This window comes from Pseudomonas koreensis (assembly GCF_012986595.1).
Taxonomy (GTDB): Bacteria; Pseudomonadota; Gammaproteobacteria; order Pseudomonadales; family Pseudomonadaceae; genus Aquipseudomonas; species Aquipseudomonas koreensis.
The window spans coordinates 776,368-788,682 of record NZ_JAAQYM010000001.1 but is presented as its reverse complement, the minus strand read 5'-3'; the positions used below and the strand labels follow the sequence as shown (position 1 = coordinate 788,682).

Genomic DNA, 12,315 nt, shown 5'->3' with positions numbered 1-12,315 from the left:
CGGTACCTGGGGCTGCTGCGCAACCCAGCGGGAGCAAGCTCCCTCGCCACAGAGTGCGCCATCCTTGAGGAGGTTGGGGTGGCTTATCAGCTATAGTGCCGCGCGGGTTTGGTTATGGAGACACCCCTTTGCGCATTGTTCTTTTTTTCACCGCGTGGCTGTTGAGCTGCGGTGCCATGGCGGCACCGGGAGACGCGGCGACGCTGGATCGCAGTACCTGGCCGGAGCAGCTCGGCAGCCCGACGCTGTTCGACGTCGCGTCCCGCGCGGAAATCCTCATGTTCGCCCGTGGCCTGCTTGGCACCGAAGCGCTGGACGAGGCCGCGCTGGCTCAGCGTCTGGGGCTGCGCACGGTGAATGTCGACGCGATCAACAGCCTGCGTCAGCGGTTGTGGGAACGTCTGTTGGCCAACTACAACTTCGCCCAGCAAAGCTGCGACCAGGATGCTTCGTTCTGCTTCCTCGTCGAAGACTTGCCGACCCTGCGTGAGCAGGCCGCCAAGTTCGTGGTCAGCGACGACAGCTATTACACCAAGTGGGCCGAGCCGAGCCGACTGTTTCATTTGCAATACCTGGACGAGCTGATGCGCAAGGCGGCGCTGTCGCCGCAGACCAGCAGCGAAATCGATCGTTTTGGCGACTACGAGCGCAATGGCGACGAGATGCACGATCGGCTGTTTCTGCTGAGTTTCGACAGTGCCGCCAATCTGCAGCCGGACAACACCGACTGGATCGCCGAGTACCTGCGCAAATCCAACCTCAGCGGCACCTTCTTCCTGTTGGGCAAGGACGTGCAGGCGCGGCTGGCGGATCGCTCGGTGAACAACCTGCAGTCGTTGTTCTCCAAACAGTGCGTCGGTGTCCAGGGCTGGGAGTTCCGCTCTCACAGCCATTGGCAGGACTGGCAGGACTCGGTGCGCCGCAGCAGCGATCTGGTGAAGAACAAGCTGCCGGAAAACTACGTGCCGCTGTTCCGGCCGCCGGACGGGCAACGGCGCAGTGATGCCGGCAGTTTCTTGCGCAATCAGGGCCTGCAAGTGGCGCTGTGGGACATCGATGCCCAAGACGGCGCGGGCAAGCTCAAGGGCGCACCGAGCGCGCAGCGGGTGCTGACCCTGATGCTGTTGTGGCGTCACGGGGTGATCAATTTCAACATGAAACAGGACGCGGTGAAGACCGCGTTGCCGTGGTTGATCACGCAAACCGCGCAAAGCGGAATCGGTTGGGAGGATTGTCAGGACGCGTTTCGCTGAAAAACGGAAAAAGCCCGGAAACATTGGGCTTGGGGCGATTTTGTTTGAGAATTCGATGCAGGCGGACTTCCGACTTTAGCGGGGTCTGGACGGTCCGCCAAGGGCTTTTCGTCACTCTGCAAAATAAACTTAAAAAAACCGTCAAAGTGCTTTTTTATGTCATGGGTTTTGGAGTATTACGAAGACAGACCGCCGAAACCTGCAACACAGGTGGCGTCTTCCAAGACCCACTTTGTGTGCAGTTCATCCGGGCCCTCGCGGATGAATTCGGCAGTCACTTCGAGGCGCAGCACCGCCCAGGTATTGCGTCGAATGGCTCCCACAAAGGTGACCGAGTATGGATGATCACGGACGTAGCCCTTCTTCCAACCAGCCAATCCTTTATGTACTCGATACCAACGTATTGATTCACGATCCAAATGCCCTGCTGAATTTCGAAGAACACCACGTCGCGATCCCGATGACCGTGCTCGAAGAGCTGGACAAGCTCAAGAGCGGGCATCACAGCGTTGCTGCCGAATGCCGCCAGGCGATCCGGCTGATCGACAAGACCCTGGGCGATGCCTCCCCCGAGGACGTCGAGCTGGGTGTGCCGATCCAGCGCGGCAAGGGCGGGCCGAAGGGCTTGCTGTCAATTCTGATGAGCAAGCAGGCCGAGTCGAACCTGATTCTGCCCGAGCACCTGAACGACAACAAAATCATCAACCAACTGATCGACCTGCACACCCGTGATCCGCAGAAGGCGGTCGTGCTGGTCACCAAAGACATCAACATGCGCCTCAAGGCGCGCGCCTGCGGGATCGCGGCCGAGGACTACAGCACCGACCAGTTGGTCGACGACGTGTCCCTGCTGCCCAACGGTTACCACAACATGACCGGTTCCTTCTGGGACCGCGTGAGCAAGGTCGAAACCCGCCAGGATCACGGCCGCACCTGGCACCAGGTGCAACTGATCGACAACCTGCCGGCGGTGCACATCAACGAGTTCATCATTGACGAACAAGGCTTCGTCGGCTGGATCAAGGAAATCCAGGAAGACAAACTGCTGATCCTCGATCTGCACCAGGAACCGCTGCTTCACCAGGAAGCCTGGGGCCTCAAGCCACGGGACATCTATCAGAGTCTGGCGCTGTATGCGCTGCTGGACCCGGACATCCATCTGGTCAACCTGTCGGGTGCGGCGGGCTCGGGTAAAACCATTCTGGCGCTGGCCGCTGCCATCGAGCAGACCATGGTCAGCAAGCGTTATCGCCGCATCATCGCCACCCGCAGTGTGCAGGGCCTGGACCAGGAAATCGGCTTCCTGCCCGGCACCGAAGCGGAAAAAATGGAGCCTTGGCTGGGCGCCATCACCGACAACCTCGAAGCCTTGCACATGGATGACGAAAACACCCATGGCAGCGTCGACTACATCCTCAGCAAAGTGCCGTTGCAGTTCAAATCGCTCAACTACATTCGCGGTCGCAGCTTCCAGCAGAGCCTGATCCTGATCGATGAATGTCAGAACCTCACGCCGCACCAGATGAAAACCATCATCACCCGGGCCGGCGCCGGTTCCAAAGTGGTGTGCCTGGGCAACCTGGCACAGATCGACACCCCTTACCTGTCCGCGACCAGCTCCGGGCTGACCTACCTGACCGAACGCTTCAAGGACTTCCCGAACGGTGTGCACATCACCCTGCAGGGCGTGCCACGCTCGATTCTGGCCGAATACGCCGAATCGCATTTGTAACCCTTCACACAAAACCGGGCGGCCGAATAGCCGCCCGGTTTTTTATGGATAAACACAAGGCCATTGTAGGAGTGAGCCTGCTCGCGATAGCGGTGCGACATTCAGCGTGAGTGTCGACTGATACACCGCTATCGCGAGCAGGCTCACTCCTACAGGGGATTTACGGGGCAACAGTAATCTCACTCGCAGATATTTGACCCGCAGGTTTACAATCCCTGCTCCTGATCAGGAGTAATCCCGTGCTGACTCATCTCGATTCCCAAGGTCGCGCCAACATGGTCGACGTCACCGAAAAAGCCGTGACGTTCCGTGAGGCGACCGCCCAGGCGCTGGTGCGCATGCTCCCCGAAACCCTGCAGATGATCGTCAGCGGCGGCCATCCCAAGGGCGATGTGTTTGCCGTGGCGCGCATTGCCGGCATTCAGGCGGCGAAGAAAACCAGTGATCTGATCCCGCTGTGCCATCCGCTGATGCTCACCGGCGTCAAGGTCGAACTCAGTGCCGAAGGCGATGACAGCGTGCGCATCGTCGCCCGCTGCAAGCTGTCCGGGCAGACCGGGGTCGAGATGGAAGCGCTGACCGCCGCCAGCGTCGCCGCGTTGACTATCTACGACATGTGCAAGGCCGTGGACCGCGGCATGACCATCGAAAGCGTGCGTCTGCTGGAGAAGGTCGGCGGCAAGAGCGGGCATTTCCAGGCGGAGCAGCCATGAACCTGACCGTGAAGTTTTTCGCCCGTTACCGTGAAGCGCTGGGTGTGGACTCGGTGAAGGTCGAAGGCGATTTCGCCACCGTCGATGACGTGCGCGCACTGCTGGTGCAACGTAATGGTGCCGAGGTGTTGAGCGAACAAAACCTGATGTGCGCGCGCAACGAAGACCTGTGCCAGCTCGACGAGCCGGTGAGTGATGGCGACGAAGTGGCGTTTTTCCCCACCGTGACCGGAGGCTGAGGCATGGCGATTCGTGTGCAGTCCACAGCATTTGATCCCGGTGCTGAAGTCAACGCGATGCACGCGGCCAATGTCGGCGTCGGCGCGGTGGTGAGTTTTGTCGGCTACGTGCGCGACTTCAATGACGGGTTGGAGGTGGCCGGGATGTTCCTCGAACACTACCCGGGCATGACCGAAAAAGCCCTCGGCAAGATTGCCGTCGAGGCCGAGCAGCGCTGGCCGTTGTTGAAGCTGGAAGTGTTGCACCGCATCGGCGCGCTGGAACCGGGTCAGCCGATCGTGTTTGTCGGCGCCGCCAGCGCCCATCGCCAGGCCGCGTTCGATGCCTGCGCCTTTGTCATGGACTACCTGAAAACCCGCGCGCCGTTCTGGAAGAAAGAAAACACCAGCGACGGCCCGCGTTGGGTCGAAGGGCGTGACAGTGACCATGCCGCTGCGGATCGCTGGAACAAGTAATTTCTGTAGTGCCCTTCAGTCAGTTTTCGCGAGCAGGCTCGCTCCCACATTGGATCTTCATGAACGCAGATATTGTGTTCGCCACAGATCCCCTGTGGGAGCGAGCCTGCTCGCGAAGGCGTCACCTGCATCACCAAAATCCTCTGTCTTTGCCCAATTGACGAAATGTACATATAAGTCCAACATGGATTTATAAGTACAAAAAAGCGTCAATCTTGCCGCTCGTAGCTCCCCGCTCCCAGCTGCTTTTCTTCATCTTGCCAAACCAACAACAACCCGCGAGAGAACGAACATGAAGAAACTCCCCCTCATCACCGGTCTGGCCCTGAGCCTGTTGGCGTGCACCAGCGTGTATGCCGCCGAGCAAACCCTGCGCATCGGCATTGAAGCCGCCTATCCGCCGTTCGCCTCGAAAACCGACAAGGGCGAAATCGTTGGTTTCGACTACGACATCGGCAATGCCCTGTGCGCGCAGATGAAGGTCAAGTGCGTGTGGGTCGAGGGTGAGTTTGATGGCCTGATTCCGTCGCTGAAAGTGAAGAAAATCGACATGGCATTGTCGTCGATGACCATCAACGAAGACCGCAAGAAGTCGGTGGATTTCACCCACAAGTATTACTTCACCTCGTCGCGACTGGTAATGAAGGAAGGCGCCACGGTCGATGATCAATACGCCAGCCTCAAGGGCAAGAACGTCGGCGTGCAGCGTGCGACCACCACCGACCGTTATGCCACCGAGGTGTTCGAGCCCAAGGGCATCAACGTCAAACGCTACAGCAACAACGAAGAAATCTACATGGACCTGGCGGCGGGGCGCCTCGATGCGATTTTCGCCGACACCATTCCGTTGAATGATTTCCTGTCGATGCCGCGCGGCAAGGGTTACGCATTTGTCGGGCCTGAGTTGAAGGACCCGAAATACGTGGGCGAGGGCGCGGGGATTGCGGTGCGCAAGGGCAATACTGAGTTGGTCAGCCAGTTGAATGGCGCCATCGATGGCATTCGCGCGAGTGGCGAGTACCAGAAGATTTCCGAGAAGTATTTCAAGTCCGATATCTACGGCGACTGATAAAAAAGATCGCAGCCTTCGGCAGCTCCTACATGGGAATGCGTTCTCCTGTAAGCGCTGCCGAAGGCTGCGATCTTTTGATCTTCAGCCCTTCAATTCCTTCAAATGCTTGTACACCGTCGCCCGCCCCATGTTCAGCACGTTGGCCACATAGTTCGAGGCGCTTTTGCCCTTGAACGCACCCTCGGCGTGCAGCGCCAGCACCAGTTCGCGCTTGTGGTCACGGGTCAGCAGATTCAGGCTCAGCTGACGTTCGCGCAGCCAGGCGTGGAGGAAGGTGTTGATGCGTTCCTGCCAGTCATCGCGAAACAGGGAGTCCGGTTGCGGGATCAGTTTGCTCGGCGACAGGAACAGGTCCAGCGCGGCCTTGGCATTTTCGAACAGCGAAATATTCAGGTTGATGCACAGCACGGCCAGCGGCCGACCTTCGCTGTCGCGCAGCACCGTGCTCAGGCTGCGAATCTTCTGACCGTCCCAATTCAGTTTTTCATACGGGCCGATGTTGCGGTCGCTGACATCCTCGCTGAGCATGTCTTCGAGCGACGAATCGTCGCCGATCTCGCGTTTGGACAGGTTGTTGGCGATGTAGTCGACCTTTTGCGTGCGCAGGTCGTGCAGCACCACTTCGGCGTGGGGAAAGAACAGCGTGGCGATGGCGTCGGCGACGGCACGGAAGTTATCCAGTGCCGGATCGAATTCGGGGGCGGTCATGATTGTGGAGCTCCAGGCGGCGTCAACGCCCCCGTGAACAGGGGGCGCTGCGAGTGTGCCGCAATCCGTTGGGCGCGTCATCCGCGAGGGTGTTCAGCCAAGGCGTGTAGGGGAGAGCATGGCGCTGCTCAGCCCGGCCTGCAGCAGCGCCTCAGGCAGCGGCTGACCCCGCACCAATGCCGCGCTGGCCTGGCCCATGGCTGGTGAGGTCTGAATGCCGTAGCCGCCCTGCGCCGCGACCCAGAACAGCCCCGGCACCTGTGGATCGAAGCCGCTGAGCAAATCACCGTCGGCGACAAAGCTGCGCAACCCGGCCCAGGTGCGGGTCGGGCGGCGAATGGTCAGGGTCGTGGCTTCTTCGATCTGGTAGATGCCCATGGCGATGTCCAGTTCTTCCGGCTGCACGTCGTGCGGTTCGACCGGGTCGGCATTCGCCGGCGAGCCGAGGAACATCCCGGCGTCGGGTTTCATGTAGAACGATTCGTCGAGGCTGACCAGCATCGGCCAGTGATGGATGTCGACGCCTTCCGGCCCGGCGAAAATGAATGCGGCCCGGCGCTTCGGTTGCAGTCCCAGTGGTCTGGCGCCGGCCAGCGTACCGATCTGGTCGGCCCAGGCGCCGGCGGCGTTGATCACTACTGGCGCGCTGAAGGTCTGGCCGTTGGTCTGCACTTGCCATTGGCCATCGGTGTCACGACTCAGCCCGAGCACTTCGCAATCGGTGTGCACTTCACCGTGGTGACGGCGGATGCCGCGCAGGTAACCTTGATGCAGGGCGTCGGTGTCGATGTCGCTGGCGGTCGGGTCGTAGATCGCGCCATGGACCTTTCCCCGACGCAGGATCGGCAGGCGGGCGCAGGCTTCTTCAGCGCTGAGCAATTGCATCTCCGGCACCGTGGCCTTGGCGCTGAGGTACTGGTTATTCAGTTCGGCGGCGTCACCGGTGAAATCGACGGTCATTTCGCCGCGCGGTGTCAGCAGCGGATGCTCGCAGAAGCCACTCGGCGGCTGATCGAAAAACTCCCGGCTGGCCAGGGTCAGCGCCCGCACTTGTGGCGTGCCGTACGCAGCGGTGTAGAGCGCTGCGGAGCGTCCGGTGGAGTGGTAGGCCGGGTGCGACTCACGTTCCAGCACAATCACTTTGGCGTGCGGCGACAGCCAGAACCCGGTGGAAGCGCCGGCAATCCCGCCGCCGATGATGATGAAGTCTGCCTGGCTCATGAAAGTCTCCGGTGTGGACGCAATATCGAGGAGTTCGCGATCTCCTACAGGGGATTTGTGGTGTTAGTTGGTCAAGTGATAAACCGCATTGGCCAGGGCAATGTCCTCCAGGCCCAGGCCGATTGAGCGGAAAAATACGTGACGGTCGTAACCGGGGCGCGAGACTTTCTCGCTGAGCAGATCGGCCAGGTCACCGACAATCGCCGACGAGTCCCAGCCATGCTGCTCGGTCGCGATCAGCATCTCACCGGCCGAGCCCGGCGTGGTCAGCCGATAATCGCAGAACACCTGCATGGCGTTGAGGCTCTGCGGCGGCACTTCATGGGCGCGCGGGGCGTTGGTGCTGATCGAAGTGATCAACGCCGGTTTGCTCAAGCTGGCCGGGTCGATCACCGGGCCGGCGGATGAGGTGCAGAGCATGATCACATCGGCCTCGGCGAGCGCGGCTTCGCGGCTGTCGGCAATTTTCAGATCGGGCGCGATGGCTTTCAACTGTGCCTGCGTTTCAGCGTCTGCCAGCAAGGAGGGCGAATACACGCTGATGCTCTGCCAGTCGCGCAGACCCTTCACGTAATGCAGATGGGCCTGTGCGACCTTGCCACTGCCGATGATCGTCAGTCGCGCAGCATTCAGCGGGGCGAGGGCATCGACTGCCACCGCCGTGGTCGCGGCGGTACGCGCGGTGGTCAGTTCACCGGCATCGCACAGCAGCAGCGGCTGGCCGGTTTGCATCGACATCAACAGGGTCCACGCCGTCACCAGCGGCCCCTGTTCGCGGACGATGTACGGCGACGTCTTGACCCCGTACACGCCGTCTTCGGCCAGCACCCCCAGATAATTGATGAAGTCGCCAGCGCCCTGCGGGAACTCCACCAGCTGCTGCGCCGGTTGCACGGCGTGACCGGCGGCGAGGTCGCGAAACAGTTTGCGCAGGATCTGCGGCACGTCGATGCGTGCCAGCAGTTCGCGGGCCTGAGGTTGGTCGATCACGTAGGGCGTAGTGGCCATGGCAGGCTCCGGCGTCTAGAATTAAACTAATTTGTCCATTATGGACTTTTAGTTGTCTATCGCAAGTGCCCGGTGAAACGCCGGGCGAAAAAAAAGCGCAGTCGTTGCCGGCTGCGCTTTTCTTTATGGGCTCGCTTATTGCGGACGCTTGCGCTCTACCGCACGCAGCAGGTGCGTCGGCGGGGTTTCGCAGCTGATCTTGCGACCAAGCTTCTCTTCGATGGACGGCAACTGGTAGGAGTCGTCCTCGCCGGCGAAGCTGATCGACACGCCGTCAGCGCCTGCGCGACCGGTACGGCCGATGCGGTGCACGTAGTCGTCCGGCACTTCCGGCAGGGTGAAGTTGATCACGTGGCTGATGCCGTCGATGTGAATACCGCGACCGGCGACATCCGTGGCCACCAGCACGCGGATCTTGCCTTCGCGGAAGCCTTCGAGGGTCTTGATGCGCTTGTGCTGCGGCACGTCGCCGGACAGTTGCGCGGCGTTGATGCCGTCGCGCACCAGGCGCTCTTCGATGCGGCGCACTTCGTCCTTGCGGTTGGCGAAGACGATGACCCGTTCCCAGCCGTTATCGTTGACCAGGTTGTAGAGCAATTTGTATTTGTCAGCCGCGGCCACCGCATAGATGTGCTGCTCGACGTTTTCGTTGGCGACGTTGGTGATTTCGATTTCGACGATCGCCGGATCGGTGGTCCATTGCTTGGCCAGGTTCATCACGTCTTCGGTGAAGGTCGCGGAGAACAGCAGGGTCTGGCGCTCGGCCTTTGGCGGGGTCTGGCGAATGATCTGCCGCACTTGCGGGATGAAACCCATGTCGAGCATGCGGTCGGCTTCGTCCAGCACCATCACTTCGACCATGTCCAGGTGCACGTCGCCGCGCTGGTTGAAGTCGAGCAGACGGCCCGGGGTGGCGACAAGAATGTCGCAATGGCGCGCTTCGAGGTGCTTGAGCTGCTTGTCGAAGTCCATGCCGCCCACGAACGTCATGACGTTGAGGCCGGTGTACTTGGTCAGGTCAGCGGCGTCCTTGGCGATCTGCACCACCAGCTCGCGGGTCGGCGCGATGATCAGCGCACGGGGTTCGCCCATGTAGCGTTCTTTCGGCGGCGGGGTCTGCAACAGCTGAGTGATGATCGAGATCAGGAACGCGGCGGTCTTGCCGGTACCGGTCTGCGCGCGGCCGATGGCGTCTTTGCCGGCGAGGGTGAAACCCAGCACCTGCGCCTGGATCGGCGTGCAGTACGGAAAGCCCAGGTCCTGGATGGCGTGCATCAGTTCCGGAGCGAGTTTGAAATCGTGGAAGCGGGTTTTGCCTTCCTGGGGTTCGACGACGAAGTCTTCGAGTTTCCAGGGAATGACCGGTGCCTTGGGCTTCGGTTCGCGGCGCGGGCGGGGCGGTTTCGGCGCTTCGGCGCGGACCGGTTCGGCGGCGGCAGCGGGTTGTGGCTCAGGCTCGGGTGTCGCTACCGGAGCCGGACGTTCAGCCTTGGGCGCATCGCTGCGAGGGCCGGGGGCGTGCGACGGCGCACTGGGAACTGGCGCGAGCTGCTCAGCCTCGCTTTTACCGAACATTTTCTTGAGTGCTTTGAGCACGGTCATCTCATCAATTGGTTAAGGAATGTACGCCGGCCAGTGTAATGCAAGAAACGGGCGCGGCGTAGTGGGATGATCAAAGGGGGGACGCAGCTGAAACGATCAACGCAGGCGTTCAGCCAGCCAGACGCCGATGTCACGAATTTCTTCGGGTAACACTTCGTGCTCCATTGGGTATTCCTGCCATGTCACGGTGACACCATGCTTCACCAAATGCTCATAGGCACTGCGCCCCATCGAGTTTTGCACCACCCCATCGAACTGGCCATGCAGGCACAGTGCCGGAATTCGTTGCTGGCTGGCGCAAAGCTCCATTTCGTCGCTGAAGGTCGGGGCATAGGTGGACAGGGCAAGTACGCCACCCAATGGACCTTGCCACTTTATATAAGCGGTGTGCAGGACCACGGCGCCACCCTGGGAAAACCCCGCGAGGAAAATCCGCGAGGCGTCTATTCCGGCCGCTCGCTGTACATCGATCAGTTTGGCGATGCGCGCTGACGATTCTTCCAGTTGCTCACGGTCAATCGCCCGCGCCGGGCTCATGGCCTTTATGTCGTACCAGCTCGGCATCGCATAACCGCCATTGATGGTGACGGGCAGGGTCGGTGCCTGAGGCAGCACGAAGCGCGTGCTCAGCAGGCTTTCCTGCAGCGCTTCGGCCACCGGCAGGAAGTCATAGCGGTCCGCGCCGAGGCCGTGCAGCCAGATCACGCAGGCGTCTGCGGGCTTTACGGGTTCAAGAATCAGGGGCTCGGTCATGGCTGCTCCAAAAATGTGCGGGCGCTCTCAATAAGTGCGTGATTGAGGTGCGCGCCCGGTCGATCCGTTAAGAAGATGTCGCAAGGCTACAAGTTTTGCTATTGACCTGTCGCGCAATCGCTTCAGCAAGCGGTGTGGTACGGGCTTTGCTATGAAGGATTCTGTACGAAGCATCCCACGTCTGGCGGTAACACTATCAGTGTACGTCTTGCGACGGGATTGCAAAGAATCCGGTGATGGATGTTCGCCAATGGCCGCTACGGGCAAAGCGAACGTGAAAGGGCTACAGCCCGTTCGGCCGATTGGTGAGAAGTGAGTTGTCCATGATGTGGATTTTCTCCTACTAGACTCATAGCGAAGGTCTTACGTCGGTTGACCCCAAAAAAAGCCAACACGGGTCAACAACGCCTCAAAAGGGTGCGACTGGACTCAAGCTCCGACACAACAAGAGCAAAACTGGAGGTTTGAATGAAGATGTTGAAATCCACTCTGGCGGTCGTGACTGCTGCAGCAGTACTCGGCGTCAGCGGGTTCGCTCAGGCGGGTGCAACCCTGGATGCCGTGCAGAAGAAAGGTTTCGTGCAGTGTGGCGTGAGCGACGGTCTGCCGGGCTTCTCGGTACCGGACGCTTCGGGCAAGATCCTCGGGATCGACGCTGACGTCTGCCGCGCTGTGGCCGCTGCCGTATTCGGCGACGCCAACAAGGTCAAGTTCAGCCAGTTGAACGCCAAGGAGCGCTTCACTGCGCTGCAGTCCGGCGAAATCGACCTGCTCTCGCGCAACACCACCATGACCAGCTCGCGTGACGCCGGCATGGGTCTGAAATTCCCGGGCTTCATCACCTACTACGACGGCGTGGGCTTCCTGGCCAACAACAAGCTGGGCGTGAAAAGTGCCAAGGAACTGGACGGTGCAACCATCTGCATCCAGGCCGGTACCACCACCGAGCTGAACGTCTCCGACTACTTCCGCGCCAACGGTCTGAAGTACACCCCGATCACGTTCGACACCTCCGATGAAAGCGCCAAGTCGCTGGAATCCGGTCGTTGCGACGTGCTGACCTCCGACAAGTCGCAGCTGTACGCACAGCGCAGCAAACTGGCCTCGCCAAAAGACTACGTGGTGCTGCCGGAAACCATCTCCAAGGAACCGCTGGGCCCGGTCGTGCGTAACGGCGACGACGAGTGGCTGGCGATCGTTCGCTGGGTTGGCTACGCGCTGCTCAACGCAGAAGAAGCCGGCGTGACGTCGAAAAACGTGCTGGAAGAAGCCAAATCCACCAAGAACCCTGACGTTGCCCGTCTGCTGGGTGCTGACGGTGAATATGGCAAGGACCTGAAACTGCCGAAGGACTGGGTTGTGAAAATCGTTTCGCAGGTCGGTAACTACGGTGAAATCTTCGAGAAAAACCTCGGCAAGAGCACTCCGCTGGAAATCGACCGTGGCCTGAACGCGCTGTGGACCAACGGCGGCATTCAGTACGCACCACCAGTGCGCTAATGGTTCTATCACCCGGCGGGCCAACCGCCGGGTGATGTTCTGTTCCATTTCTTCCGGG

General features: G+C 60.5%; 13 protein-coding genes. 7 read left to right on the top strand and 6 right to left on the bottom strand.

Going from position 1 to position 12,315, the window contains the following annotated elements; translation table 11 throughout:
• Positions 1-176 precede the first annotated feature (176 nt).
• Complete coding sequence (locus tag HBN98_RS03780; protein WP_151101496.1) at positions 177-1,253, top strand: polysaccharide deacetylase family protein; 1,077 nt, start codon at positions 177-179, stop codon at positions 1,251-1,253.
• Between the two features lie 176 nt (positions 1,254-1,429).
• Here the strand turns inward: HBN98_RS03780 and HBN98_RS03775 are convergent, their stop codons facing one another.
• The gene (locus HBN98_RS03775) at positions 1,430-1,576 is read right to left on the bottom strand and encodes a hypothetical protein (protein WP_169843162.1); all 147 of its coding nucleotides are present in this window, start codon (positions 1,574-1,576) and stop codon (positions 1,430-1,432) included.
• 14 nt (positions 1,577-1,590) lie between these two features.
• Here HBN98_RS03775 and HBN98_RS03770 point away from each other — a divergent pair, with 14 nt between their 5' ends.
• From HBN98_RS03770 to HBN98_RS03750, 5 genes are all read left to right on the top strand, one after another.
• Positions 1,591-2,985 (top strand): PhoH family protein, encoded by a 1,395-nt coding sequence (locus HBN98_RS03770; RefSeq protein ID WP_064586072.1) that lies wholly within the window; start codon positions 1,591-1,593, stop codon positions 2,983-2,985.
• A gap of 239 nt (positions 2,986-3,224) precedes the next feature.
• Entirely contained in the window at positions 3,225-3,698 is a 474-nt protein-coding gene (gene moaC / locus HBN98_RS03765; RefSeq protein WP_007972660.1) for a cyclic pyranopterin monophosphate synthase MoaC, read from the top strand.
• Entirely contained in the window at positions 3,695-3,937 is a 243-nt protein-coding gene (locus HBN98_RS03760) for a MoaD family protein (RefSeq protein ID WP_064586073.1), read from the top strand. Before moaC ends, HBN98_RS03760 begins: the two co-directional genes overlap by 4 nt.
• Before the next feature lie 3 nt (positions 3,938-3,940).
• Positions 3,941-4,393, top strand: a complete 453-nt coding sequence (gene moaE / locus HBN98_RS03755) for a molybdopterin synthase catalytic subunit MoaE (RefSeq protein WP_083366948.1) — start codon at positions 3,941-3,943, stop codon at positions 4,391-4,393.
• 292 nt (positions 4,394-4,685) lie between these two features.
• Positions 4,686-5,462 (top strand): ABC transporter substrate-binding protein, encoded by a 777-nt coding sequence (locus HBN98_RS03750; RefSeq protein ID WP_064586075.1) that lies wholly within the window; start codon positions 4,686-4,688, stop codon positions 5,460-5,462.
• Positions 5,463-5,546: 84 nt separating this feature from the next.
• On the opposite strand, the gene HBN98_RS03745 is transcribed toward HBN98_RS03750, so the two are convergent.
• The 5 genes from HBN98_RS03745 to HBN98_RS03725 form a co-directional block, all read right to left on the bottom strand.
• The gene (locus tag HBN98_RS03745; protein ID WP_064586076.1) at positions 5,547-6,173 is read right to left on the bottom strand and encodes a helix-turn-helix transcriptional regulator; all 627 of its coding nucleotides are present in this window, start codon (positions 6,171-6,173) and stop codon (positions 5,547-5,549) included.
• A gap of 93 nt (positions 6,174-6,266) precedes the next feature.
• On the bottom strand, positions 6,267-7,394 hold the full coding sequence (locus HBN98_RS03740; RefSeq protein WP_083366947.1) for an NAD(P)/FAD-dependent oxidoreductase: 1,128 nt from the start codon (positions 7,392-7,394) through the stop codon (positions 6,267-6,269).
• 63 nt (positions 7,395-7,457) lie between these two features.
• On the bottom strand, positions 7,458-8,402 hold the full coding sequence (locus tag HBN98_RS03735; protein ID WP_083366946.1) for an ornithine cyclodeaminase family protein: 945 nt from the start codon (positions 8,400-8,402) through the stop codon (positions 7,458-7,460).
• 135 nt (positions 8,403-8,537) lie between these two features.
• Entirely contained in the window at positions 8,538-10,004 is a 1,467-nt protein-coding gene (rhlB, locus tag HBN98_RS03730) for an ATP-dependent RNA helicase RhlB (RefSeq protein ID WP_083366945.1), read from the bottom strand.
• 96 nt (positions 10,005-10,100) lie between these two features.
• Positions 10,101-10,757 (bottom strand): alpha/beta hydrolase, encoded by a 657-nt coding sequence (locus HBN98_RS03725; RefSeq protein ID WP_083366944.1) that lies wholly within the window; start codon positions 10,755-10,757, stop codon positions 10,101-10,103.
• 468 nt (positions 10,758-11,225) lie between these two features.
• On the opposite strand from HBN98_RS03725, the gene HBN98_RS03720 reads away from it, so the two are divergent.
• Positions 11,226-12,257 (top strand): amino acid ABC transporter substrate-binding protein, encoded by a 1,032-nt coding sequence (locus tag HBN98_RS03720; protein ID WP_047292688.1) that lies wholly within the window; start codon positions 11,226-11,228, stop codon positions 12,255-12,257.
• The last annotated feature ends 58 nt before the right edge of the window (positions 12,258-12,315 follow it).

Excerpts from the sequence above, each read along its gene's own strand:
- rhlB (WP_083366945.1), bottom strand. The coding sequence starts at position 10,004 with ATGACCGTGCTCAAAGCACTCAAGAAAATGTTCGGTAAAAGCGAGGCT.
- HBN98_RS03740 (WP_083366947.1), bottom strand. The coding sequence starts at position 7,394 with ATGAGCCAGGCAGACTTCATCATCATCGGCGGCGGGATTGCCGGCGCT.
- HBN98_RS03725 (WP_083366944.1), bottom strand. The coding sequence starts at position 10,757 with ATGACCGAGCCCCTGATTCTTGAACCCGTAAAGCCCGCAGACGCCTGC.
- HBN98_RS03780 (WP_151101496.1), top strand. The coding sequence starts at position 177 with ATGGCGGCACCGGGAGACGCGGCGACGCTGGATCGCAGTACCTGGCCG.
- HBN98_RS03770 (WP_064586072.1), top strand. The coding sequence starts at position 1,591 with ATGGATGATCACGGACGTAGCCCTTCTTCCAACCAGCCAATCCTTTAT.
- HBN98_RS03750 (WP_064586075.1), top strand. The coding sequence starts at position 4,686 with ATGAAGAAACTCCCCCTCATCACCGGTCTGGCCCTGAGCCTGTTGGCG.
- moaE (WP_083366948.1), top strand. The coding sequence starts at position 3,941 with ATGGCGATTCGTGTGCAGTCCACAGCATTTGATCCCGGTGCTGAAGTC.
- HBN98_RS03760 (WP_064586073.1), top strand. The coding sequence starts at position 3,695 with ATGAACCTGACCGTGAAGTTTTTCGCCCGTTACCGTGAAGCGCTGGGT.
- HBN98_RS03735 (WP_083366946.1), bottom strand. The coding sequence starts at position 8,402 with ATGGCCACTACGCCCTACGTGATCGACCAACCTCAGGCCCGCGAACTG.
- HBN98_RS03720 (WP_047292688.1), top strand. The coding sequence starts at position 11,226 with ATGAAGATGTTGAAATCCACTCTGGCGGTCGTGACTGCTGCAGCAGTA.
- HBN98_RS03745 (WP_064586076.1), bottom strand. The coding sequence starts at position 6,173 with ATGACCGCCCCCGAATTCGATCCGGCACTGGATAACTTCCGTGCCGTC.